At 69.4% G+C, this 23,548-nt stretch carries 17 protein-coding genes; 6 read left to right on the plus strand and 11 right to left on the minus strand.

From position 1 onward, the window contains the following. Position 1 precedes the first annotated feature (1 nt). The 5 genes from U6958_RS13965 to U6958_RS13985 all read right to left on the minus strand — a co-directional run bounded on the left by U6958_RS13965 (position 2) and on the right by U6958_RS13985 (position 8,618). Complete coding sequence (locus tag U6958_RS13965; protein WP_074922912.1) at positions 2 to 2,212, minus strand: TOMM precursor leader peptide-binding protein; 2,211 nt, start codon at positions 2,210 to 2,212, stop codon at positions 2 to 4. Further along, positions 2,169 to 3,035 carry a class I SAM-dependent methyltransferase gene (locus U6958_RS13970; protein ID WP_244160511.1) on the minus strand — a complete coding sequence of 289 codons (867 nt, stop codon included), beginning with the start codon at positions 3,033 to 3,035 and terminating at the stop codon, positions 2,169 to 2,171. The genes U6958_RS13965 and U6958_RS13970 overlap by 44 nt, the downstream gene beginning before the upstream one ends. Then, positions 3,010 to 3,795 (minus strand): BMA_0021/BMA_0022 family TOMM bacteriocin, encoded by a 786-nt coding sequence (locus U6958_RS13975; RefSeq protein ID WP_016446373.1) that lies wholly within the window; start codon positions 3,793 to 3,795, stop codon positions 3,010 to 3,012. Before U6958_RS13975 ends, U6958_RS13970 begins: the two co-directional genes overlap by 26 nt. Before the next feature lie 17 nt (positions 3,796 to 3,812). Continuing rightward, positions 3,813 to 7,901 (minus strand): TOMM system kinase/cyclase fusion protein, encoded by a 4,089-nt coding sequence (locus tag U6958_RS13980; RefSeq protein ID WP_074922913.1) that lies wholly within the window; start codon positions 7,899 to 7,901, stop codon positions 3,813 to 3,815. Between the two features lie 177 nt (positions 7,902 to 8,078). Beyond that, complete coding sequence (locus U6958_RS13985) at positions 8,079 to 8,618, minus strand: DUF6886 family protein (protein WP_046985991.1); 540 nt, start codon at positions 8,616 to 8,618, stop codon at positions 8,079 to 8,081. Between the two features lie 110 nt (positions 8,619 to 8,728). On the opposite strand from U6958_RS13985, the gene U6958_RS13990 reads away from it, so the two are divergent. Continuing rightward, entirely contained in the window at positions 8,729 to 9,133 is a 405-nt protein-coding gene (locus tag U6958_RS13990) for a GFA family protein (protein WP_016446370.1), read from the plus strand. A gap of 11 nt (positions 9,134 to 9,144) precedes the next feature. Further along, positions 9,145 to 10,287, plus strand: a complete 1,143-nt coding sequence (locus tag U6958_RS13995) for a DSD1 family PLP-dependent enzyme (RefSeq protein WP_074922914.1) — start codon at positions 9,145 to 9,147, stop codon at positions 10,285 to 10,287. Between the two features lie 74 nt (positions 10,288 to 10,361). Here the strand turns inward: U6958_RS13995 and U6958_RS14000 are convergent, their stop codons facing one another. Beyond that, positions 10,362 to 11,369, minus strand: coding sequence for a tripartite tricarboxylate transporter substrate binding protein (locus U6958_RS14000; RefSeq protein ID WP_047475041.1), 1,008 nt, complete (start codon positions 11,367 to 11,369; stop codon positions 10,362 to 10,364). 203 nt (positions 11,370 to 11,572) lie between these two features. Between U6958_RS14000 and U6958_RS14005 the strand changes: the two genes are divergently transcribed. After that, positions 11,573 to 12,472 carry a LysR family transcriptional regulator gene (locus U6958_RS14005; protein ID WP_046985988.1) on the plus strand — a complete coding sequence of 300 codons (900 nt, stop codon included), beginning with the start codon at positions 11,573 to 11,575 and terminating at the stop codon, positions 12,470 to 12,472. 34 nt (positions 12,473 to 12,506) lie between these two features. Here U6958_RS14005 and U6958_RS14010 read toward each other — a convergent pair whose 3' ends face one another. After that, positions 12,507 to 13,289: an IclR family transcriptional regulator C-terminal domain-containing protein gene (locus U6958_RS14010; protein WP_016446366.1), complete on the minus strand. Its 783-nt coding sequence runs from the start codon at positions 13,287 to 13,289 to the stop codon at positions 12,507 to 12,509. 170 nt (positions 13,290 to 13,459) lie between these two features. Here U6958_RS14010 and pobA point away from each other — a divergent pair, with 170 nt between their 5' ends. From pobA to U6958_RS14025, 3 genes are all read left to right on the plus strand, one after another. Beyond that, positions 13,460 to 14,635 carry a 4-hydroxybenzoate 3-monooxygenase gene (gene pobA, locus U6958_RS14015; RefSeq protein ID WP_013801914.1) on the plus strand — a complete coding sequence of 392 codons (1,176 nt, stop codon included), beginning with the start codon at positions 13,460 to 13,462 and terminating at the stop codon, positions 14,633 to 14,635. A gap of 120 nt (positions 14,636 to 14,755) precedes the next feature. Next, on the plus strand, positions 14,756 to 15,538 hold the full coding sequence (locus U6958_RS14020; protein WP_043791151.1) for a 2OG-Fe dioxygenase family protein: 783 nt from the start codon (positions 14,756 to 14,758) through the stop codon (positions 15,536 to 15,538). A gap of 99 nt (positions 15,539 to 15,637) precedes the next feature. Further along, a complete protein-coding gene (locus U6958_RS14025; RefSeq protein WP_016446360.1) occupies positions 15,638 to 16,075 on the plus strand; it encodes a universal stress protein in 438 nt (145 codons plus the stop codon). A 90-nt stretch (positions 16,076 to 16,165) separates the two neighbouring features. Here the strand turns inward: U6958_RS14025 and U6958_RS14030 are convergent, their stop codons facing one another. From U6958_RS14030 to U6958_RS14045, 4 genes are all read right to left on the minus strand, one after another. Further along, positions 16,166 to 16,720, minus strand: coding sequence for a bacteriohemerythrin (locus U6958_RS14030; protein WP_223275325.1), 555 nt, complete (start codon positions 16,718 to 16,720; stop codon positions 16,166 to 16,168). Between the two features lie 60 nt (positions 16,721 to 16,780). Continuing rightward, a complete protein-coding gene (locus tag U6958_RS14035) occupies positions 16,781 to 17,764 on the minus strand; it encodes a tripartite tricarboxylate transporter substrate binding protein (RefSeq protein WP_074922915.1) in 984 nt (327 codons plus the stop codon). A 254-nt stretch (positions 17,765 to 18,018) separates the two neighbouring features. Then, a complete protein-coding gene (locus U6958_RS14040; RefSeq protein ID WP_074922916.1) occupies positions 18,019 to 19,296 on the minus strand; it encodes a Zn-dependent hydrolase in 1,278 nt (425 codons plus the stop codon). 93 nt (positions 19,297 to 19,389) lie between these two features. Next, complete coding sequence (locus tag U6958_RS14045) at positions 19,390 to 23,238, minus strand: ATP-binding protein (RefSeq protein ID WP_208607070.1); 3,849 nt, start codon at positions 23,236 to 23,238, stop codon at positions 19,390 to 19,392. Between the last annotated feature and the right edge of the window lie 310 nt (positions 23,239 to 23,548).

Raw genomic sequence — 23,548 nt, forward strand, 5'->3', positions numbered from 1 at the left:
GTCAAACGTACAGCGCCTGCGGATTGAACTCGGATTCCTGCAGCGGCCGGCTGCGCCAGCCCAGGGCCACGGGCACGTCGCGCAGCCGTGGATTGCCCAGTTCCGGCCAGATATGGCACAGGCCCGGAACCACGACCTTGACGGTGTACAGAGGGATGTCGGGGCGCGAGTGGTCGTAGACGATGGTTTCCAGGCCCAGGCCCCGTGCGATGTCCACGCAGTGCGCAATGGCCCGGGCAATGTCCGGCGGCGCGGTGTCCGCCTGCTGCGCAGGCTGTTGCGGCGGCGCATCGGTGCCGTCCAGCGGATGCAGAAAGGCCTGCACCTGCTGCGGCACGGCAAAGCCCTTGCCCGCCGCGATCAGCTGGCTGATTTCGGTGAGGGCGCGTTCGCAGGCCAGGGCGCGGTCCAGGCTGCAGCCAAAGCCCACGGCCCAATGGCCGGTATCCGCGTGGCGGCCCACGCAGACCACGACCGGTATGCCGAAGTCATGGGTGATGTCCAGCAGCCAGTACGACCATTGCGGGCCGCAGCTGCGCGCCAGGCGCTGGCGCGTGGCTGCGGCGATGCCGTCCAGCGCGATGGCGGGCCTGCGGATCTGGCCGTACCACCAGATGGCCGCGGCGTCGCGCTCCACCAGTTCCATGAAGCCTTGGAGGATGGCTTCTTCCCGCGTGTTGCCGGCCGCGCAGCCGTTGGAGGTCCAGCCCACGTGGTGCTGGCTTTGCGCGGGCGCATGGGCCAGGCAAAAGCCCAGCGGCAGGTAGCGGCGCGCATCGGCGGTCAGGGACCAGGCGGGCGCCCACCACAGGGGTTCGCCCTGGCCGGCGCCGGGGGCCACGGCATGCGGCGGCCTGTCGGTGGCAAAGCGGGCGGTCTGCCGGTCGCTGAAGCGGGCCAGCGCTGTGGGAGGAATGCAGGGCGCATCCAGCTGCGCGGCGGGGGCGACGACCACGGCTTCATCGCCCTGGTGGAAGGCGGCGTAGCGCTCCACGGCTTCGCACATGGCGCTGGCGCGGGCCTGCATGGCCGACAGGCCCTTGCCCAGGCACAGCTGTGTCGGGGGGCCTGCCAGGAAGCCGCTGCCAGGCGCGGGCGTTCTGAAGATTTCGCTGCGGTAGACGGTGAGCGCTTCGTCGGTCTCGGCCGTCAGCGGCGTGACCCGGGCAATCACGCCGGTCAGCGGGCTGACGTGCCGGGACAGGCGCTGCACCGTGGTCTCGGCCGGCACGCTGCGCCAGCCGCCGTCGGCGCGCGCGGCATGCGTGCCGGGAACTGGCGCAATGGGTTCGCGTTGGCGCAGTGCCATCAGCCCCGGTGTGCCGCAGTGCGGGCATTGCGGGTGGGCGGCCACGGGGTGGGCCTGGGAGGGCTCCAGCGTCCACACGGTTTGCGCTGCATCGGTGTGCGCCAGCAGGCGCTGCACCGTGGGCAGCAGGGCCTGCAGCCGCGTGGCGATGAGGTCGGCGCCGGCGCGCACGGGCGGGCAGCGGCCGCTGTCGTGCGGCGGGCCGCCTTGCGCGGCGCGTGCGGGATGGTTGCGTTGCCAGCGGTGCGCCAGGCAATGCCAGCAGGCCGATGCGGTGCCGGCATGGGGCGTGAACAAGGGCCCGGCCATGGCCTGCTCGCCCGCGGGCCGGACCGGCAGCCAGGGCCGGCCTGCGGCACGCTGGCCGGCGTCGATGGCGCCCAGGCGCGGGTCCAGGTAGTCGTCGCAGAAAACGATGGTGAGCGGGGTGGGGGCTGGTGCCTGCGTGGCCACGGCCGCAGCCCAGTGGCAGGCGGCTGTGCTGTCCAGCGCTGCAGTCAGCAGGACGATGTCGATCTGCTCCGATGCCTGCAGGCGCACGGGCGGGGCCGAGAAATCCGGTTGCAGATAACCGTGGCCGTTCAAGCCGCTGTGCAGCACCGGCTGGACCAGGCCTTGGCGCAGCAGGGCGCCCAGGGCGTGCAGCATCTGCGCAAGCGGCGCATCGGGCGCTGTGGCGCAGTGCTGCATGAGGCTGGTGCCGGCCTGCAGCGGGGCGTTGAGCGCCAGCACGGCGGCGGAGCCCAGGGCCAGGGTGTCGCGTTCGCTGGCCAGCAAAAGGCGGTCGCCCTGCTGCACGGGAGGCAGGAATTTCTCGTGCCAGCGGAAGGCGTCGGCAAACAGGTCCGGGGCCGCAGGCTCAGGCAAGGGACGGGGCTCCCAGTTCAAGGCGGACGACGGCATACGGGTGCTGGCCGGTGGTGGCGTGGAAGGCGGTCTCGAACAGTTGGTGCTGCTGCGAGAACCGGGCATACAGGTGCTCCTGCAGGCTGATGCGGATGGCGGGGTGGATGCGCTCCATCTGGGCGCCGTCCGCAAAGCCGGAGACGACGGGCAGCCGCATGCCGCCCACCTGCATGGGCAGCCGTGCAAGGGCCGGGTGCACATGGTCGAGCACCACGGTGCACGGCGGGCTGCCGGGCGCGGCAAAACGCTGGGCCAGCTGCTGCAGCATGGCCTCCAGCGGCGCCTGGGGAAGGTAGGGGCAGACGCCTTCGAGCAGCACCAGAACGGGCTGGCTGCCGGGCAGGGCGGCGGCGTCCAGCCAGGAGGTGTCGAGGATGGAGCAGGCAAGGCGGGTTTCGTCGCCGTCCATGTATTGATCGCGCAGCGCAATGGCGTCGGGCAGGTCCACGTTCAGCCAGCGTGCGGTGCCGGCCAGGGCCGCCAGGCGGCTGCGCCGCGTGCACAGGCCCGCGCCCAGCGCAATGCACAGGCCGGACGGATGCGCGCTCAGGAATTGCGTGGTGAGCCGGTCGAACAGCTGCGTGCGCAGCACCACGCTGCGCACAAAGGCGGGGTCGGCGGCGTGCGCCTCGCTGGCCTGGGGCAGCGCCGCCACGATGCGGCACGCCTCGGGGTCGGCAAAGGGCGGCAGGTCGTGCAGCTCCGGGGGAGCTGCCGCACCTGCAGCGCGGGCACGTGCCGCCAGCGTCAGCAGCAAGGTGGCCGTGGCCCCTTGCAGCTGCGCCGGTGCCGTATCAGCAGGTGAAGGGATAGGCGTCACCGGTGTTGTTGTAGGAGGTGAGGGCGATGGCCCACAGGTCCTGCTCGGCGGGTGCCACCGGGTAGTTCAGCACGATGCCGTTCTTGATGGCCGTGCCGTCTGCGCGCTGCAGGTTCCACTCGCCGCGCGCGGCGTCCCAGGTGAAGGCCTGTTCGGTCTCGAAGCGGACCTGGAAGTTGAACGGGTTGTTGTAGCCCAGCCATTGGCTCAGCACGGGGGCCTTGTCCTTGCCGTCGTCGCGCGTCAGCTCCGCGTGGAACTCGGGCGACTGCCAGGCCAGGGCGATGGCGCGCAGCACCACGCCGCCGAAGGCCAGCAGCGAGTCCGGGCCGCCGCCGGGGATGCCCAGGCCCGTGGGCAGGGCAGCCCTGAGCATGCCGTTGTTCGGCTCCTCGAACGAGGTGCTCACGCCCATGAAGTTGGGGAACAGCTGGTAGTAGGCGGCCAGGGCCTCGGAGGCATGGGTCTGGGGCGCCTGGGGCAGGACGATGACGAATTCATCGTCGGGACCGATCCAGCCGGCCGTGAGCACGGGCTTCCATTCGGCGCGCTGGGTGGGGTCGTCGCTCAGGCGCAGCGACACATCGACCTGGGGCCACTGGGTCGGCAGGTTGAAGTCGCGGTGCAGCATGGGCTGGATGTCGCGCTGCCCCAGCAGGTCACGGCGGTAGGCGTCATCCTGCCAGGAGCGGGCGATGGCCCGCAGGTAGGCAAGGCGGAATGCGAGCAACGGTTCAGTATTCTGCAGCTGGGTGGTCATGTGACTTCATCCTCGGTTCAAGAAAAATGCACCTGGCCGGGCAGGGGCCCGGACAGGTGCACGGACAGTTCAGGCCGCAGCGCGGCCAGCTCACTCAGGCGCGCGGCCACGTCCGGCCTGGCGGGTGCCAGGGCCTGTGACAGGGCCAGTGCCTCGGTTTCGGTGCGGTACTTGCCGGCAGTGCGCGCAGTCCCGGCCGCCTGGGCCAGGCTGTCCTGCACGGCCGCGTGGTCGGCGCCCATGGCCAGCAGGAAGCGGGCCTTCTTCAGGTGCAGCTCGCTGCTGTGCAGCCGTTCGTCCAGCACGTCGGCCAGGCGCAGGCATTCGTCGATCTTGTCCAGGGCCTCGGTCCAGCGCCCGCTGGCCGCCAGCATTTCGGCGACGAAGGAGCGGTAGTAGGTCTGGCAGTAGCGGCAGCCCATGTCCCAGAGCAGCTGCGCCGTGCCGCTGGCGCGCTCAATGCCCTCGGCGCTGGCGCTGCCTGCGCCGTCACCCAGCGCCCAGCAGCGGATGATGTCCGCATAGCCCGAGAACGCGGGCAGGCCGTAGCGGGCCGTGATGTCCAGCAGCTCGCCCGTGGTGGCCAAGGCGCTTTCCTTGTCGCCACGCGCCTGGTGGACCAGGGCCTGGTAGAGCAGGGCCATGCTCAGGGAGGGAATGTGCGAGACCTCGTGCGCCAGGCGCACGGCGTCGTTCGCATCGGCCAGCGCGGCCTGCCCGAAGCCTGCGAACCAGCGCACCAGGGCGCGCCCGCAGGTGGCCCAGACACGGGTGTCGAAGCCGAACTCGGCCGCATGGTGGGCATGGGCCACGGGGTCGTAGCGGGTGATGGCGTCGGTCAGCGCTTCTTCGGCCTGCTCGAATCGGCCGTCGGAGTAGTGGGCCAGTCCCAGGTAGGTTTGGGCGGCCACCAGCACGCCCGTGTCCTGCTGGCGCACGGCCTGCTCCAGCAGCCGGTGGCTGAGCTGGCGCACTTCCTCGCGGTTGCTGGCCACGTGGTGGTAGGTGATCAGCATCCACAGGTGCTGCACCTGCTTGTAGTCGGCCACGGCGTTGGCGCCCGGGCCGGCCAGCAGCTCCTGCGACAGCGCGATGCTTTCCACCACCTGGGCATGGGCCCAGCCGTGCTTGTTCATCAGCGCCTGGGTCACGTAGCTGTTGACGTCCAGCCGCGCCTCGCGCTGGGCCACGCCCTGGAGCTGTTGCAGCCAGTCGTCGATGTGGCGCGCGTAGGCAATGGTTTCATCGTTGAGCGAGCGCAGCTGGGTGATGCGCAACTGCCGCACCGCAAGCGCCACGGCCTGGGCGTAGTCTCCGGCGTCCGCCCAGTGCTGGGCCACGCCTGCGGGTTCCGCCGCAACGCGCTGCGGCTGGTGCTGCATCAGGGCCAGGGCCACGTCGCGGTGCAGCAGCCGGCGCTGCGATACCAGCATGCATTCGTAGGCCGTGTCCCGGATCAGCGCGTGGCGGAACATGTAGGCGCCCGGGCCCGCGCGTTCGTCGGCAATCACCAGGCCGGCCTGGCCCAGGGCGGCCAGTTCCTGCCCGACTTCGCCCTGCGGGCGTTCCAGGCAGGCGCACAGCAGGTCGAAGTCGAAGTGCCGGCCCATGGTGGCGGCCAGCTGCAGCAGGGGCTTGAGCGGGCCGATGCGGTCAAAGCGGCTGACCAGCGAGTCGCGCAGCGTGAGCGGAATGGCGGCCGGCAGCTCGGCATGGCGAAAGTCCCAGACGCCGTCCTGCTCCACCAGGTGGGCATCCAGCAGCATGCGCGCCATTTCCTGGATGAACAGCGGCACGCCGTCCGTGCGTTCCACCACGTGGCGGATCACGGCAGGGCTGAGCCGGCGCGGTGCCAGCGTCTGGCGGGCCAGTTCGGTGGCCTGGGCGTCTTCCAGGCGCCGCACGTCCACGCAGTCGGCCTGCAGGCCTTCGGGCGGTTGCCACTGCGGACGCGCCGTGAGCACCAGCAGCACGCGCCGCCCGGGCAGGCGCGCTACCAGTTGCTCCAGCAGTTCGATGCTGGTGGGGTCGGCCCAGTGCACGTCCTCGACGACCAGCAGCAAGGGCTCGGCTTCGGACATGTGCAGCAGCCATTGCGCGGTGGACTGCAGCAGCAGCGCCCTTTGCATGACGGCCGAGATGCGGCTGGGCTCGCAGTCGCCCAGGGGCAGCGAGAGCCAGGCGCACAGAATGGGCAGGGCGGCCTCGGCATCGCAGCCTGCGGCGCGCAGGGCTTCGCGCATCTGCTCGCGGTGGTCCTGCGGGGGATCGGCCGTCTCCAGCCGCTGCCGTATCAGGCCCAGGAAAGGGGTCAGCGCGGTGTTGCGATGCTCGGGCTGGCATTGCAGCACCACGGTGTTCGCGCCCTGTGTCCTGGCGTGGACGAGCAGCATGTCGGCCAGGCAGGATTTGCCGATGCCCGGCTCGCCGCGAATCCACAGCGCATTGCCCCCGGCTTCGCGGGCCCGCGCCCATGCGTCGTGCAGGCGCTGCAGTTCGGGTTCGCGGCCTATGCACTGCAAGGCTGCATCGGACACAGGTCCCTGCAGTAGCTCGGCTGGCTGCTCCAGCTCCAGGCGATAGGTCTGCATGCCCGTGGGCTGGCCGGGCAGGCGCAGGCTGCCGGCCTTCTCGAAGCGCGCATGACGCGACAGCAGGCGGTGGCTGCTTTCGCTGGCCAGCAGGGTGCCCGCATCGGCGATGGCCTCCAGCCGCATGGCCACGTTGACGGCATGGCCCGAGGGCGCTTCGCCGCCGACCACCACGGCCATGCCGGTGTGCAGGCCCATGCGGATTCCCAGGTGCAGTCCGTGGACCTGCTCGATGGCGGCTGCGCGGCTGCGGCTGAGCGTCAGCAGCTCCTGGGCCGTCATGCCGGCCTGGCGGGCATCGGTGTCGCTGGTGTGCGGGTAGCCGAAGAGCACCAGCATGCGGTCGCCCAGCGTGCCCGCCAGCATGCCTCCGCGCCGGGTGGCAACGTCGGAGAACAGCGTGAGTTCCTCGCGCTGCAGCAGTTCGATGTCCTCGATGTTCAGCCCCTGCGAGGGCTGGCCTGCGGTGCGTGCCGCGCTGTCCATGCCGTGGATGTCGCTGCCCGGCCACAGGGAGACGCTGCAGCACAGCACGGTGAGCTGGCGCACTTCGGAGAACACGCGTGTGGTGGCCACGGTGCGTGTCAGGTCCGCCTGCTGCACCTGGGCGGCGGCGGGCAACTGGCCCACCAGATCGTCCAGCCGCACGCGCATGAGGTCCCTGAGCAGGGCCGCCGCCGAGTCGCTGCGCTCCGCAGGCCGCTTCTTGAGCGCCTTGCGCAGCAGGGCGGCGATGGGGTGGGTGGAGATGGCCGGCGGCAGCTGCACTTCCTGCGGGCTGAGCTGGCGGTGCACGATCTCGGCCACCGAGGCGCCCTGCACGGCGGGCGTGCCCGTCAGGCATTCGAGGAACATCAGCCCCCAGGCATACAGGTCGGTGCGGGCGCTGGGCGGCTCGCCGCGCAGCTGCTCGGGCGCGCTGTAGGCCGGCGTGCCCAGGCACTCGTCGCCCATGGTGAGCTGCGAGACCTGCGGGCCGGCAAACTGCGGGATCACGGTGCCAATGCCGAAGTCCAGCACCATGGCGTGGCGCACCGCGCCCGTGGAGGTGACCATCACGTTGTCGGGCTTGAGGTCGCGGTGCACGATGCCGGCGGCATGCGCGCAGTCCAGCGCATCGAGCACCTCGGCCATGAGGCGGCCGGCCTCGGCGGCAGTCAGCACGCCCTGGCGGCGGATCAGGCTCTTGAGGGTCTCGCCGGGCACATATTCGAAGACGCCGTAGACGCAGTCGCCTTGCTCGCCCTTGTCCAGCAACTGGACGATGTGCGGATGGTGCAGGGACGCGCACAGCATGGTCTCGCGGTGGAAGCGCTCCACCTGGCGGCCGCCTTCCTGCAGCCTGACGACCTTGATGGCCACCGATGCACCCGTGCGCCGGTGTCGCGCACGGTAGACGGTGCCGTAGCCACCCGATCCCAAGGTTTCCAGCAGTTCGTAATCGGGTATTTCCAGGGGGGCTGGCGCCACCGGGGTCACCGCAGCTTGCGTGGGGTTGGTGATGGCATCGTGCATTTCAGCCTCGGTTGGGTATCCTCCTGGAGGGTATCCAGTCGTCCATTTGTCATACGGCAGACCGTGCTTTTGATACCGTTCGTTACTATAGCGTACGTCCGAATGCAATTGCCTGTTTTTGCCTACGTGCTTGCCCATGGTTGCCGTCGCCGCCGCCATCGCTGTGGCGTCCGGTGCTCAGGCCCAGCTGGCCGCATTGCGCAGCCGTATGCCGCTGGCATGCAGCGAGCTGTCCCAGACGCCGCGCAGCGGCTGCAGGGAATCGACGATGCGCAGCTCGGTGCCGCATTCCGCTATTGCTTGCGGCAGATCGACCAGCAGGTCCCGGCGCAGGGGCTGCACGGTCTGCCGGCTCACGTACATGCCGGCATCCTCCAGGCTTTCGAACGGCTCGACTGGAAGCTCATACCGGTGTATCCGGGCTGCATGCAGGCGCGCGGCCCAGGCGGTCTCCACATAGGCCACGGCCTGTGCTGCGGCGGGCAGGTCGTTCAGCCATTGCGCCCTGTCTTCGCTCGTGCTGTGCTCGTGCGGCCATATGACGATGCGCGGGCATTCGCGCGGAAACAGGTACAGCCGCTGATGCGTCTGTGCGATGGCCCACACCAGGGGGCCGTTGAGCCACTCCTGTCCCTGGCGGCGGGGGGCCGCCTTCAGGACCGGGCGGGGTTGGAACTGCCGGATGTCCCCGTCTTCGCTGAAATGAAAAAGTCGCATGGCGCGCAGTGTAGGGCGCGGCGATTTGCAGGCGGCCCGCCATCCCCTATGATGCGCGACACCTGTGAATAATCCCAGGTACTCGCAACCCACGGAAAGGTCCATGCACCATGAACGGTCACTGTCTCTGCGGCGCTGTCAGCTTTGTCTCTCCCCAGGCCCGGGAAATCGGGGCCTGCCACTGTGGGTACTGCCGGCGCTGGGGCGGTGGCCCCATGCTGGCGGTGCATTGCGGGCCCGATGTGAAGTTCGAGGGCGGCGAGCACATAGGCACCTATGCCTCCTCCGAATGGGCCGAGCGCGCCTTCTGCAGGCAGTGCGGCACGCACCTGTACTACCGGCTGCACGCCACGGGCGAGTACTTCGTGCCGGCCGGCGCCTTCGAGTCGCAGGACTTCGAGCTGGCCACGCAGATCTACATCGACAGAAAGCCCGGCTACTACGACTTCGCCAACCAGACGCCGACCATGACCGAGGCCGAGGTCATCGCCCAGTACGCGCCCCCGCAGGAATGAGGCACAGCACCATGCCCTTGCACGATGACGCCAGCGGCCTGGCAATGGAGCCTGCCGCACGGCCCGGCGATCCGCTCGATCGCATCGACACACCCAGCCTGGCGCTGGACCTGACGGCCTTCGATGCCAACCTGCGCGCCATGCAGGACTGGGCCGACCGCCATGGCGTGGCGCTGCGCCCGCATGCCAAGGCGCACAAGTGCCCCCAGATCGCGCTGCGCCAGCTGGCGCTGGGCGCGCGTGGCATCTGCTGCCAGAAGGTGAGCGAGGCCGTGCCCTTTGTGGCGGCCGGCGTGCGCGACATCCTGATCAGCAACGAGGTCGTGGGGCCGGCCAAGCACGCGCTGCTGGCCCGGCTGGCGCGCACGGCGCGCATGGCCGTGTGCGTGGACAACGCGGCCAACCTGGTGCAGCTGTCCGAGGCCATGTCGCAGGCGGGCGTGGAGATCGACGTGCTGGTCGAGGTGGACGTGGGCCAGGGCCGCTGCGGCGTCACGGGCCCCGAGGCCGTGCTGGCCCTGGCGCGGCAGGCGCGTGACCTGCCGGGCCTGAATTTCGCGGGCCTGCAGGCCTACCACGGCGCGGCGCAGCACCGGCGCAGCCGCGAAGAGCGTGCGCAGGCCTGCCAGGAGGCTGCGAGCCGGGCGGCGGCCTGCGCGCAGCTGCTGCGCGACAACGGCCTGGCCTGCCACACCATCACGGGCGGCGGCACGGGCAGCGTGGAGTTCGATGCGGCCAGCGGCGTCTACACCGAGCTGCAGCCGGGCTCCTATGCCTTCATGGATGGCGACTACGGCGCCAACGAATGGGGCGGGGCGCTGGCCTTTCGCCGCAGCCTGTTCCTGCTGTCCACGGTGATGAGCACGCCCGCGCCGGACCGCGTCATCCTCGATGCGGGCCTGAAATCCACCTCGGCCGAATGCGGCCCGCCCGCCGTCTACGGCACGCCGGGCCTGCGCTGCGTGGCCATCAATGACGAGCACAGCGTGGTATGCGTGGAGCCTGGCGCCCAGGCGCCCGCCCTGGGCAGCGTGCTGCAGCTGCTGCCCTCGCACGTGGACCCGACATTCAACCTGCACGACGAGCTGGTGCTGCTGCAGGGCGGCACGGTGCACGCGCTGTGGCCGATTGCGGCGCGCGGGCTGTCGCGCTGAAGACGGCATGAAAGAAGCCGCCGGCCTTGCGGCGCGGCGGCTTTTTTGCGTCTGCGCCTGCTGTGGCCTGTGGCTTACAGCTCGATCTTGGCGCGGCGGATCACGTCGCCAAAGCGCTTGTTCTCTTCGACGATGAAGGCCTTGAACTCTTCGGGCGTGGGGAAGTAGTTCTCGTAGCCGAAGGTCTGGAACTTGGGCTGGATGTCGGGCTCGCGCAGGGCCTTCATGGTGTCCTGGCGGATCTTCTCGACCACGGCCGGCGGCGTGGACTTGGAGACGGCAAAGGCATTCCAGCCGGTGACCACGGCATCGGCCGGGCCGCCGGACTCGGCCACGGTGGGCACGTCTTCATAGCCCTTGAGGCGGTGGGGCGCCAGCACGGCCAGAAAGCGCAGCTTGCCCGAGCGCATCAGCGGGCCGGCCGTGCCCGAGGAGCCCAGCGCAAAGGCCAGCTCGCCCGTGGCCACGCTGGTGTACAGCTGGCTGGTTTCCTTGTAGATGACGTGTTCCATCTTGGTGCCCGTCAGCGACTCCAGCAGGGCCGAGCCCAGGTGCACCGGGTTGCCCACGGACCACGAGCCGTAGTTGAGCTTGCCGGGGCGCGCCTTGGCGTCGGCAATCAGGTCGGCCACGGTCTTGTAGGGGCTGTTGACCGGCACGCAGACGAAGAAGAAGGTGCGAAACAGCGGCAGGACGACTTCGAAGTCCTTGTCGATGCTGTAGGGCAGCTTCTTGAACAGGTGGGGATAGGCGGCCAGGTGGACGTTGTCCAGCTGGATGATGTCCGTGCCGTCGGTGGCGCCGCGCTTGAAGGCCTCGATGGCGATGAAGCCGTTGCCGCCGGGGCGGTTTTCCACGATGACGGGCTGGTTCCACAGGCGCGCCAGCTTGTCGGCCACCAGGCGCGAGGTGCCGTCCGGCCCGCCGCCCACGGGGAAGGGGTTGATGATGCGCACCTGCTTGGTGGGCCAGTTGGCGGCGGCACCCGACTGGGCACGCGCGGGTGCCAGGGCGCCCATGGCCAGGGCGCCAAGGGCGAGGCCCGCCTGGCGGCGATTGATGCGGAAGGCGCTGTCTTTCATGGTTTGTCTCCGAGTCGCTGTTGGGCTTGCTGGGTGGCTTGGTCCTATGCCGGCAAGGCACAGGCTGCTCTTGTTTTTACGCTCTCTTGCGGGAGCGGCTGGATCATCCAGTCGCCGCATTGTGTCAGTTCGTTGCAAAGCACCTAGCCGTGGCTGGCGCTAGCAGCTATAGCAAAATGGCATAAGTGAGGAGGCGAGAGAACATGAATTTGCAGCAGATAGAGACGTTCGTGCATGTGGCCGAGACCGGCAGCTTCAGCAAGGCGGCCGTGCTGCTGGAGACGGCCCAGCCCGCACTGAGCCGCCAGGTGCGGGCGCTGGAGACCGAGCTGCGCGAAACCCTGCTGATCCGCACCGGCCGCGGCGTGACCCTGACCGACGCCGGCCGCCGCCTGCTGGAGCACGGCCACGCCATCATGCAGCGCGTGGCGCTGGCCAAGGAGGATCTGGGCAGCCAGCGCGACGAGCCCGTGGGCCGCATCGTGGTGGGCCTGCCGCCCAGCCTGGCGCGGCGCCTGACGCTGCCGCTGATCGATCTGTTCAGCAAGGACATGCCCAAGGCCCGGCTGGCCGTGGTCGAGGGCTTTTCCATGAATATCGCCGAATGGCTGACCTCGGGCCGCATGGACCTGGGCCTGGTCTATACGCCCGAGCCGCATCCGCACATCGAGGTCACGCCCGTGCTGGAAGAGCGCCTGTGCCTGATCGGCCCGGCGCGCACGCTGGGCGGGCGCAGCAGCGTGCGCTTTGACGAGCTGTCGCAGTTTCCGTTGATCATGCCGCAGCACGGCCAGATCTTCCGCAAGCTGATGGAGGCCCAGGCCACGCTGTCCCAGGTCAAGCTCAACGTGGTCTGGGAAGTGTCCAGCGTGCCGGCCATCCTGGACCTGGTGCGCGGCGGCTACGGCTACGCCGCGCTGACCGACAGCGCCATGCGCAGCCACCTGACCGATGCCGAGCTGGTGGGCATTCCCATCGAATCGCCCCACGTGGTGAGCACGCTGTGCCTGGCGCAGTCGGCCAAGAAAAAGGCCACGCCGCTGATCCGCAAGACTTCTCTGGCCCTGCGCGAACTGAGCCGGCTGGTGTGCGCGCCGCTCTGAGCGGTTGCAGCGACGGCGGCAGTTCAGCCAGGCTTCAGAGCAACGGCCGCAGCTCCCGCGCCGCCTCCTGCAGCAGCGGCAGCAGCTCCGCCACCATGTCGGCCGGCGCCATGCGCTGGGGCGAGGTCACGATGTTGAGCGCGGCCACCGTGCGGCCCTCCATGTTGCGCAGCGGCACGGCCAGGGCCTGCACGGCCAGCTCATGCTCTTCCAGGGCCAGGCAGAAGTCCTGTCGGCGCACTTCGTCCAGCACGCCTTCGAGCGCTGCGCTGTCGGTGACCGTGTGGGCGGTCAGGCGCCGCAGATCGTGCGAGGCCAGCCATTGCCTGAGCTCGGCCGCAGGCAGGGCGGCCAGCAGCACGCGGCCGGTGGAGGTGGCGTGGGCGGGCAGGCGGCTGCCCAGGTGCAGGCCGTGGGCCATGAGGCGCTGGCCGCGCTCGTGCAGGGCGCTGCGCGCCACGATGACCACCTCGTGGCCATCGCGCACCACGCAGGAAAACGACAACTGGGTCTGCGCCGCCAGCCGGTAGAGCACGGGCTGGACGATGCGCGGCAGCCGCGCCGAGGCCAGGTAGCTGCCCGACAGCCGCAGCACCTTGGGCGCCAGCCAGAAATGGCTGCCGTCCGTCTCCAGATAACCCAGGTGCGCCAGCGTCAGCAGATGGCGGCGCGCGGCCGTGCGCGTGATGCCAGAGCGCTCGGCCGCCATGGTGGCGTTCAGGCGCTGGCGCTCGGTGTCGAAGCTCTCCAGCACGGCCAGGCCCTTGGCCAGTCCGGCGATGAAGTCATCGGGGTCGATGGGAAAGGGCTGGTTCATGGGCGGGGAGGGCGGGCATGCAGGTAGTGCGCGATTGTCGCGCAGATTGCGCGATCACCGCGCAACTCATGTGCCAGCCCCTCGTCTTTGCGCTGCCTCAAAACTAGTCTTGGGACCAGGCCATGGCATGAACCGGCCATGACATCGAACAACGCAACGGAGACAGATCAATGCGTACCCAAGTCGCCATCATCGGCGCAGGCCCTGCCGGCCTGCTTCTCGGCCAGCTGCTGTACCGCGCGGGCATAGACAACGTCATCATCGAGCAGCGCAGCGCCGACTACGTGCTGGGACGCATCCGCGCCGGCGTGCTGGAACAGGTCACCGTGGACCTGCTGGAGCAGGCCGGCGCCGATGCCCGCATGCGCGCCGAAGGCCTGCCGCACGACGGCATCGAGCTGCTGTTCGGCGGCCAGCGTCACCGCATCGACCTGCACGGCCTGACCGGCGGCAAGCGCGTCATGGTCTACGGCCAGACCGAGGTCACGCGCGACCTGATGGAAGTGCGCGCCGCCGAGGGCCTGACCACGGTCTACGAGGCCAGCAACGTGCAGCCCGTGGGCTTCGATGGCGACAGCCCCGTCGTGCGCTACGAAAAGGACGGCCAGGTCCATGAGCTGCAATGCGACTTCATCGCGGGCTGCGACGGCTTTCACGGCATCTGCCGCGCCAGCGTGCCCCAGGACAAGGTGCGCACCTTCGAGAAGGTCTACCCCTTCGGCTGGCTGGGCCTGCTGTCGGACACGCCGCCCGTCTCGCACGAACTGATCTACGCCCAGACCGAGCGCGGCTTCGCACTGTGCAGCCAGCGCAGCGCCACGCGCAGCCGCTACTACCTGCAGGTGCCGCTGACCGAAAAGGTCGAGGACTGGAGCGACGAAGCCTTCTGGAACGAACTGCGCCTGCGCCTGGACCCCGAGGCACGCGAGCGCCTGGTGACCGGCCCCTCGCTGGAAAAGAGCATTGCCCCGCTGCGCAGCTTCGTGACCGAGCCCATGCGCTTCGGCCGCCTGTTCCTGGCCGGCGACGCGGCCCACATCGTGCCGCCCACGGGCGCCAAGGGCCTGAACCTGGCCGCCTCGGACGTGGGCTACCTGTCCAGCGCCTTCGCGCAGTACTACCGCGACAAGGCGCCCGAAGGCATCGACGGCTACTCCGAGCAATGCCTGCGCCGCGTCTGGAAGGCCGAGCGCTTTTCGTGGTGGATGACCTCGCTCATGCACCGCTTCCCCGATGCGGGCGGCTTCGACACCAAGGTGCAGGAGGCGGAGCTGGACTACATCGTCAACTCCCGGGCAGGCTCGACCTCGCTGGCGGAGAACTATGTGGGGTTGCCGCTGGTGTGAGCCCAGGGCAATAGCGAGGGGCAGCGCCTGCATTGATGCGCGTCTGTCGCCACAGCATTGCGCAAATTTGCAGCCCGCCTCGCCCGGACGGGTGCGGGCGAGGAGTAAGCTTGTCGGGTTATGGCGCACATCACGTTTCCCCCTCCCTATATCGCCCCCCAGAATGCAGCGCAGTCGCTGCGCGACGCAGGCTATGCGGTGCTGCGCCCCGATGAATTCGCGGCCTGGGCAGGCGTGTCATTGACCGAGCTGCATGCGCTCGATGCCGACTGGGCCCAGCTGCCGCCCGATGCCTTTCTGAAGGACGGCGGGCGCTACCGGCGCCGCCGCCATTCCTGCTTCATCGCCGGGCAGGACGGGCTGCAGCAGGTGGAGCACCGCGCGCACTGGCAGCCGGTGGAATACAACGCCCTGCATGGCGGCATGCTGCGCATGTTCGATCCCATGCGCGACGCCACGGCGCAAAGCGCCACCTGGAGCCGGCTGCTGCTGGCGCTGGCGGGCCTGTCCGACCAGGTGTTCTGCGCCCAGGGCGATGATGTGCAGCACGAGCGCTGGTTCATCGAGTCCCACCAGTTCCGCATCGACACCACGGACGGCATTGGCCGGCCCACCCCCGAAGGCGCGCACCGCGACGGCGTGGACCTGGTGGCCGTGATCCTGGTCGGGCGCGAGGGCGTGAAGGGCGGCGAGACGCGCATCTTCGAGGCCACGGGCCCCAGCGGCCAGCGCTTCACGCTGACCGAGCCCTGGTCGGTGATGCTGCTGGACGATGCCCGCATGATCCACGAGACCACGCCCATACAGCCCGAGCAGCCGGGCGGTGTGCGCGATACCCTGGTGCTGACCTATCGCCGCCAGGGTTTCCAGGGCTCGGAGCTGACGCGTCGCCGCAAGGATTGATGCAGCTCAAGACGCTGGCGCATGATGGGCGCACACTTTGGTTCATCGACCCGGCCGCCCCCGATTCCTGAGGGCGGCCAAGCACAAAGGAGAAAACGCATGTTCAAGCACATCCTGGTTCCCGTGGACGGCTCCAACAGCTCGATGCTGGCGGTCCACAAGGGCGTGGAGCTGGCCAAGGTCTTTGGCAGCACGCTGACGGCGGTCTACGTGGTGGACCCCTATCCGTTCACGGGCGTGGGCGCCGACTTCGCCTACGGCCAGTCGCAGTACCTGAGCGCGGCCACGGCCGAGGCCAACACCACGCTGGACGCCGTCAAGAAGATCACCGACGAGGCCGGCATCACCGCCACCACCGTGGTGGGCGAAGGCCATGCGGTGCACGAAGGCATCGTGCGCGTGCTCGAGAGCACGGGCGCCGACCTGATCATCATGGGCTCGCAAGGCCGCCGTGGCCTGGAAAAGCTGATGCTGGGCAGCGTGACCCAGCGCGTGCTGGGCGCCGTGCGCGTGCCGGTGCTGGTGGTGCGCGAGTAATCACCGGACCGCTCGGCCCTTCGCCGGGTGAAACGTCAACGGCTCCTTCGGGAGCCGTTTTTATTGGTGCGCTGCAGGGGGAGAGGGCGATCAGCGATTGAGCAGCCGTGCCAGCCAGCCCTTTTTCTTGCGCTGCAGTTCCAGCTCCTGCAGCACTTCGTTCTTGAGCCTTTCCTTCTCGGCGGCAGGACTGGACTCGCGCGCCATGCGCAGATAGGCCTTGGCCGAGTCCACGTAGCCGGTGTCTTCGTTGCGGATGTGGTTGAACAGCCAGCGCGAGAGCATGCCGTGCAGCTCGGCGGCCACGTCCTCGCCGGCATCGAAGCGGGTCTGCATCTCGATCACGCGGCGGGTGAACAGCTCGTGCACCTTCTTGTGCGGGCCGGCGAACATGTAGCCGGCGCTCTCGATCAGGCTTTCCTCGAACACGAAGTGCGAGACGGTGTAGTCGATCATCTCGCCGATGACATCGCCCAGGGCCTCGCGGTCGGGCGAGGACCGCAGCTCGTAGAGCTTGTTGATGTAGTCGACGATGCGGCGGTGCTGCCTGTCGATCTCTGCAATTCCGGTGTCCAGCTCGGGGACCCAGACCAGCAATGCCATGGCGTTCTCCAGGAATTCGATGATTTCCGGAGAAGTATTCACGGGACTGTCACATCGCCCCTTGATGCAGATCAGTCTGATCTGCATCAAGGAGACGCGGCGTCACTCGATCTTGGCGCCCGAGGACTCGACGATCTGCTTGGACTGCTTGAAGTCGGCCTGGAACATCTTGTCGAAGTCGGCCACGGTCATGGACTGGGGCTCGGCGCCCTGGGTCTGGATGGCGTCGCGCACTTCGGGCATGGCCAGCAGCTTGTTCACTTCGGCGTTGACCTTGGTCACGATGGCCGTGGGCGTGCCCTTGGGCATGAACAGGCCGTACCAGGTGCTGACGTCAAAGCCCTTGAGGCCCGATTCGGCCAGCGTGGGCGTGTCGGGCAGCGAGGACGAGCGCTTGGCCGAGGTCACGGCGATGGCGCGCAGCTTGCCGGCCTTGATCTGGGCTATGGCCGAGGGCACGGAGGACACCAGCAGGTCCACGTTGCCGGCCAGCGCATCCATCAGGGCCGGGTTGGAGCCCTTGTAGGGCACGTGCACCAGCTGGATGCCCGCCGCCTTCTCCAGCAGCACGCCCGAGAGGTGGATGCTGGTGCCATTGCCCGGCGAGCCGTAGGTCACCTTGCCCGGGTGCTGCTTGGCAGCGGCCACGATGTCGGCCAGGGTCTTGTAGGGCGAGTTCACGCTGGTGGCGATCACGATGGGCGTGTAGGCCACGTGGGCCACGGGCACCAGGTCCTTGACGGGGTTCCAGGGCAGGTTCTTGTAGAGGTAGGGGCCCAGGACCACGTTGTCCTTCTGGCCCATGACCATGTCGTAGCCCGTGGGCGCCGCCTTGGCGGCCTCGGTGATGCCGATGGTGCCGCCTGCGCCCGCGCGGTTGTCGGGCACCACGGTCCACTTGCTGACTTCGGTGAGCTTGTTGGACACCACGCGCGCGAGGATGTCGGTGCCGCCGCCGGGCGGGAAGGGCACGATCATGCGCACGGGCTTGTTCGGATAGTCGGCAGCCGCACCTTGGGCGGCTGCGGAAAAGCTCAGGCCCATGGCGGCGGCCACGGCGGTGCAGGTGATCAGTTGGCGGAACATGAAAGAAGAAACTCCAGGGTCTGATGGGGCGGTGCAACCTTCTCGCAGCGGACCGGCAGCACCGGGCCGCCCATGCGGTGGGTTGTCGATGATCGGGGAGGGTGGTTCCGCCATCTTGCATTGGGAAACCCGCTATTTGGGCGGATTTCCGCAATCTGTGCCACAGGGGCTTCCACCAAGGAGCAGCTTGTGCCTGCTCCAGAGGGAAGCGGGCTATTTTATGCCGCCTTGGTGCCTGGCCGCAGGCCAGGCGCTCAGCCCTGCGCCAACTGCCTGTCCAGCACGCGCACCGTCTCGTACAGCACCCGGGTGCCGTCCAGCAGCTGGGACGGCTCTATCCATTCCTCGGGCGCGTGGCTGCGGCCGTGGAGGCAGGGGATGAAGATCATGCCCATGGGGCCGGTGGGCGCCATGTAGACGGCGTCATGGCCGGCGCCGCTGGGCATGCGCATGTGGGCGTAGCCCAGGTTGTCGCAGGCCTGCTCCACGCCCTGCATGACCAGGCCAGCGCAGTCCGTGGGCTGGGAGCGGCTCACGTCGGCCATCTCGGCACGCACGCGCAGGGCGGCCAGGCCGGGCAGGACTTCGGCCAGCAGTTCCTCGGGGAAGCGCTCCAGCACGCCGGCGTGGTCGCTGCGCACTTCCATCATCATCTCGACCAGGCCGGGCACGGCATTGGAGGCATTGGGCGTGAGCGAGAGCCGGCCCACGGTGGCCACCACATAGTGGGGCTGGCCATTGAGCGCAGCGGCCTTGCGGTTGGCCGCATCGATGATGCGCGCCGCGCCCACCAGCGCGTCCTGTCGGATGTCCATGGGCGTGGTGCCTGCGTGGTCGGCCTGGCCGTGCACGGTGAAGCCCACGCGGCGTATGCCCACGATGTTCGTCACCACGCCAATGGGCAGGCCGCGCTGCTCCAGCACCGGGCCCTGCTCTATGTGCAGCTCCACAAAGGCGGCCGTGCCGCCGGCGCTGCGCAGCGGGCGGTCCAGCGCCTCGGGCCGTGCGCCGATGCGCCGCATGCCTTCGGCCAGGGTTTCGCCTTGCGGGTTGCGTGCCGCCAGCATGGCGGCGTCCAGCTTGCCCGACAGCGCGCGGCTGCCTATGCAGGAGATGCCGTAGTCGCTGGGCTCCTCGGACAGGAAGTCGATCACCTCGAACGGGTGCTGCAGGGCGATGCCGTTTTCATGCAGGCAGTGCGCCACCTCGATGCCGGCCAGCACGCCGATGATGCCGTCGAAGCGCCCGCCCATCATCACGGTGTCGCAGTGCGAGCCGGTGGAGATGGGGGCGCGTTCTGCGCTGCCCGCAGCGGCCTGGGCAGCCGGCAGGCGGCCGACCAGATTGCCGCCTTCATCCAGATGCACCTGCATGCCCGCGGCCGCGAACTCGGCGCGCAGCCAGGCGCGGGCCTGGTCGAACTCGGGCGAGAAGGCGCGGCGGGTCCAGGGCCGGTCGGGCAGGGTGAAGGTGGACAGGGTCTGGACACGGCGCCAAAGGCGCTCGGCATTGATGGGGGGCAGGGCGGTCATGGGTCTCGGTGAGTTCTGCGGCAGGCGCGCGAGCCGCGCAGGCGGCGCAGGCAGGCTGGGCGAAGCGGGGATTGTCGCGCGCAAAGGCGGTGCTCATGCAGACGTGCGCAGGCTCCTGAGCAACCGCTCCAGCGTGTCGAAGCTCACGGGCTTGACCAGGTGGTGGTCCATGCCGGCCTCGCGCGATCGTCTCAGGTCATCCTCCTGCCCCCAGCCCGTGAGGGCGATCAGCAGGACCTGGTCGCGGCCCTGACGGGCGCGGATGCGGCGCGCAACTTCCAGGCCGTCCATGCCGGGCAGGCCGATGTCCAGCAGCACGACGTCGGGCCTGAAGGCGTCGTGCATGGCCAGCGCGCCGGGGCCGTCGCGGGCGATCTCGACCTCGGCTCCCAGCAGCCCTAGCAGCATGGACAGGGTGTCGGCGGCGTCCGCGTTGTCATCGACCACCAGGATGCGGCCGAAGGCTGGCGCGTCCCCGGACTGCGCGCCTGCGGCCGGGCCGGGCAGGGAGGGCACATCGGCGGGTGCATGGGCGGATGCATCGGCAGGTGCATGGGCCGGCAAGGGCAGGCGCAGCCGCAATTCACTGCCCTGGCCCGGACCTTCGCTGAGCGCCTGCACGCTGCCGCCGTGCATCTCCACCAGGCTGCGCACCAGGGTCAGGCCGATGCCCAGGCCCCCCTGGCCCTGGCGGCCGCCGCGGTCCACCTGCATGAACATGTCGAAGATCCTGTCCAGCAGCGCGGCGGGGATGCCTATGCCGTCGTCACGCACGGAGATCACGGCCTGCGCACCCTCTGCCCAGGCCGCCAGCACGACGTGGCCGCCGGGATCGGTGTACTTGGCGGCATTGTTGAGAAGGTTGGTGACCATTTGCGCCAGCCGCACGGGGTCGGCCGGCAGCAGCAGGGTCTCGGCGGGCAGCTCCAGCCGAAGCTGGTGGCCGCCGGATTCCATGACCGCATGGCTGGCCGCCGCCACGCCTTGCAGCACGTTGTTCAGGTCCACCACCTCCTTGCGCAGCTGGACCTTGCCCGTGGTGATGCGCGAGACCTCCAGCAGGTCGTCCACCATGCGCACCATGTGGTTGACCTGGCGCTCCAGCATCTCCTGGCTGCGGCGCGCGCTGTCGTCGCCATGGACGGTGCGCTTGAGGATTTGCAGGCCGTGGCTGATGGGTGCCAGCGGATTGCGCAGCTCGTGGGCCAGGGTTGCCAGGAACTCGTCCTTGCGCCGGTCGGCCTCCCTGAGGTGCTGCTCGGCGCGCTTGAGTTCGGTGATGTCCTGGATGACGGAGCAGGTGCCCACGAGCTGCCCGCCGTCATCGCGCAGCGGAGCGGCGCTGACGCGCATCCACCATTCGCGGCCCTCGTCGTCGGTGTGCAGCATCTCCAGCCCCGGCATGACCACCTCGCCGCGCAGCGCGCGCCTGCCGGGCCAGTTCTCGGGCGGTATGGGCCGGCCCTTGTCGTCCCAGCCGCGCCAGCGCTGCACGCGGTCGGCAAGGGTGGACGGGATGGCGCGCGGGACGAATCGGTCCATGAGCGCATTGCTGAGCACCATGGTGCCGCCCATGTCGGACACGCCCACGCCCGCCGGCATCTGGTCGATGATGGCGCGCAGCCTTTTCTCGTTGGCGCGCAGGGCGGCATGGGCCTGCTCGCGCACGCGCTCGAGCTGCAGCAGCGAGGCGACGCGCGCCAGCAGCTCGCGCGCCGAAAAGGGCTTGACCAGGTAGTCGTCCGCGCCTGCGCGCAGGCCTTCGACCTGGGCCTCCTGGCCTGCACGCGCGGACAGCATGATGACGGGGATGGAGCGCGTGGCCTCGTCGCTGCGCAGCGCATGCAGCAACTCGAAGCCGTCGAGCACGGGCATCATCACGTCGGCAATCACGAGATCGGGCCGCTGGCGCCGGATGCAGTCCAGCGCGGCCCGGCCGTCGCCGGCCACCTCCACCTCGTACAGCGGACGCAGCAACTGGCCGATATAGCCGCGCATGTCGGCGTTGTCGTCGGCGCAGACGATGCGCGGCCGGGGGCCTTGCGGTTCGGCCCCAGCCGGCACGCCGTGCGGGGCGTGCGGGGCGTGCGGGGCGTGCGTGGGCGATTCGCCCGGCACCCACTGCCGCGTCTCGTCCACGAGCTGGCGTGCGGCCGGGGCGCCCGCGCCGTGCCCCGGCGGCGGCGGGGTTGACGGTGACGCGATGGGGTTCACCTGTTCGGCCGGCAGGTGCGCGCTGCCCTTGGGCAGACGCACGGTGAAGCGGCTGCCCTCGCCCTCCGTGCTGGTGACCGTGATGGTGCCGCCATGCAGCCGCACCAGTTCCTGCACCAGGGCCAGGCCGATGCCCGTGCCCTCGTGCGTGCGGGCGGGCTTGCCCGGAATGCGGTGAAAGCGCTGGAAAAGATGGGGCAGGTGCTGGGGCGCAATGCCCGAGCCGGTGTCGCTGACGGACAGCTCCACCGCAGGGCCCGCGTCGTGCAGCGCCACGGCGATCTCGCCCTGCAAGGTGAACTTGAAGGCGTTGGACAGCAGGTTGAGCACGATCTTTTCGTACATGTCCTGGTCCACGTAGACCGGCCCTTGCAGTGGCGGGCAGTCCACGCGCAGCCGCAGGCCCGCCTGCTCCATGGCCGAGCGGAACACGCTGGCCAGCTCGGCCGTGGCGCGGGCCAGGTCCGTGGGCTCGTAGCTGGCCTGCATGCGCCCGGCCTCGATGCGCGCGAAGTCCAGCAGGGCGTTGACCAGCTTTTGCAGGCGCAGCGCGTTGCGGTGGACCATCTGCGCCTGATCGGGCGGCAGGTGGCCGCCGTGCTCGCGCAGGGCGTCGTCCAGCGGTCCCAGGATCAGCGTCAGCGGCGTGCGCAGCTCGTGGCTGACGTTGGAGAAGAACATGGTCTTGGCATGGTCCACCTCGGCCAGGGCCCGGGCGCGCCGCGCTTCCTGCTCATAGGCCACGGCGTGCGCGACAACGCCGCCCGTGTGGCTTGCCACCATATCGAGGAAGGCGCAGTACTCCGCATCCAGCGGGCGGCGCGGGCTGACGCCCAGCACCAGCACGCCCGAGGCCTGGCCGTCGCCCGACCAGCGAACGGGCACGATGCGCGCCAGGCGCGAGGGTTCGGGCCAGGGGCCGCCAGGCAGGGTCAGGCCCAGCTGCGCCAGGTCCACGTTGGCCGGCTGGCCCGATTGCACGGCCTGGGCCAGCGGCCAGGGCGCGGGGTCGGCCGCCAGGTCGGTGTCCATGCCGGTGGAGCACAGCAGCTGGAAGGCCGGGGGAGCGGTGTCTGCGCTGCCTGCATCCGGGGCGGCCTGACATTCGTAGATGATGGCGAAGGGCACGTCGTAGGGGTTTTCATCCAGCACGGCGCAGACCTTTTCGCCCGCGTCCTTGGCACTGCGCATGTCCAGCGTGCGGATGCCCAGGCGGTGCAGCGTCTCCAGGCGCCGCCGGCTGACGATTTTCTCGGTGGTGTCGGTGCAGGGACAGAACACGCCCTGCACGGTGATGCCGTCATCGGCCAGGATGGGGCCGTAGGTGAAGGTGACGAAGACCTCTTCCTGCGGCAGCTCGCGGTCGAAGAAGTAGCGCGCATCGGTGGACCAGGTGGCCTGGCCCGTGCGCAGCACGCCCTCCAGCATGGGGCCGATGTCGTCCCAGATCTCGCTCCAGCATTGTGCGCCGGCCTGTCCCAGCGCCTTGGGGTGCTTGCTGGTGCCCAGGAAGGGAATGTAGGCGTCGTTGTAGATCAGCCGGAAGTCATCGCCCCACCAGATGATGATGGGAAAGCGCGAGCCCAGCATCAGGCTGGCGGCGTTGCGCAGGCTTTGCGGCCAGCTCTGCGGCGAGCCCAGGGGCGTGCCCTCCCAGTCGTGGGCGCGCACGCGTGCCGCCATTTCGCCGCGCTGCGGCAGGAATCCAAAACCGTCTTCTGAATTCACGGGTTCTCCCACGGGATTGCCGACTTCGCGGGCCGGCCTGTGTCGTTGATCCAGGCGCCAGGGCCGCGGGGGCGGCGCAGCTATCGCGAGGCGGATTGCGCTGCAGGTGCGGCGCCTCGCCTGCGGGCGCCCTTGCGGGTAGCGCAATGCGCTGCTTTCCGGCCCCGGCCGCAGCCCGATTGCCTGCCGCCGCCGCTGTCCTTGTCCACGGTGGCCCACAGGCGCCTTTCTGCCTCTTCATGGCCTGCGCCGCGCGATTCGTGGCTGTGCACTATGTGCCGGGCCTGGCGTTTTCGCTCATGGGTATCGG

The sequence above is a fragment of the Delftia lacustris genome, assembly GCF_040267515.1.
Lineage (GTDB): Bacteria > Pseudomonadota > Gammaproteobacteria > Burkholderiales > Burkholderiaceae_C > Comamonas > Comamonas tsuruhatensis.

Coding starts and splice junctions, on each gene's coding strand:
- U6958_RS14000 (WP_047475041.1), bottom strand. CDS start 11,369: ATGAAAGACAGCGCCTTCCGCATCAATCGCCGCCAGGCGGGCCTCGCC.
- U6958_RS13990 (WP_016446370.1), top strand. CDS start 8,729: ATGAACGGTCACTGTCTCTGCGGCGCTGTCAGCTTTGTCTCTCCCCAG.
- U6958_RS13965 (WP_074922912.1), bottom strand. CDS start 2,212: ATGCCGTCGTCCGCCTTGAACTGGGAGCCCCGTCCCTTGCCTGAGCCT.
- U6958_RS14005 (WP_046985988.1), top strand. CDS start 11,573: ATGAATTTGCAGCAGATAGAGACGTTCGTGCATGTGGCCGAGACCGGC.
- U6958_RS13995 (WP_074922914.1), top strand. CDS start 9,145: ATGCCCTTGCACGATGACGCCAGCGGCCTGGCAATGGAGCCTGCCGCA.
- U6958_RS14035 (WP_074922915.1), bottom strand. CDS start 17,764: ATGTTCCGCCAACTGATCACCTGCACCGCCGTGGCCGCCGCCATGGGC.
- U6958_RS14020 (WP_043791151.1), top strand. CDS start 14,756: ATGGCGCACATCACGTTTCCCCCTCCCTATATCGCCCCCCAGAATGCA.
- U6958_RS13985 (WP_046985991.1), bottom strand. CDS start 8,618: ATGCGACTTTTTCATTTCAGCGAAGACGGGGACATCCGGCAGTTCCAA.
- U6958_RS13975 (WP_016446373.1), bottom strand. CDS start 3,795: ATGACCACCCAGCTGCAGAATACTGAACCGTTGCTCGCATTCCGCCTT.
- U6958_RS13980 (WP_074922913.1), bottom strand. CDS start 7,901: ATGCACGATGCCATCACCAACCCCACGCAAGCTGCGGTGACCCCGGTG.
- U6958_RS14025 (WP_016446360.1), top strand. CDS start 15,638: ATGTTCAAGCACATCCTGGTTCCCGTGGACGGCTCCAACAGCTCGATG.
- pobA (WP_013801914.1), top strand. CDS start 13,460: ATGCGTACCCAAGTCGCCATCATCGGCGCAGGCCCTGCCGGCCTGCTT.
- U6958_RS14010 (WP_016446366.1), bottom strand. CDS start 13,289: ATGAACCAGCCCTTTCCCATCGACCCCGATGACTTCATCGCCGGACTG.
- U6958_RS14040 (WP_074922916.1), bottom strand. CDS start 19,296: ATGACCGCCCTGCCCCCCATCAATGCCGAGCGCCTTTGGCGCCGTGTC.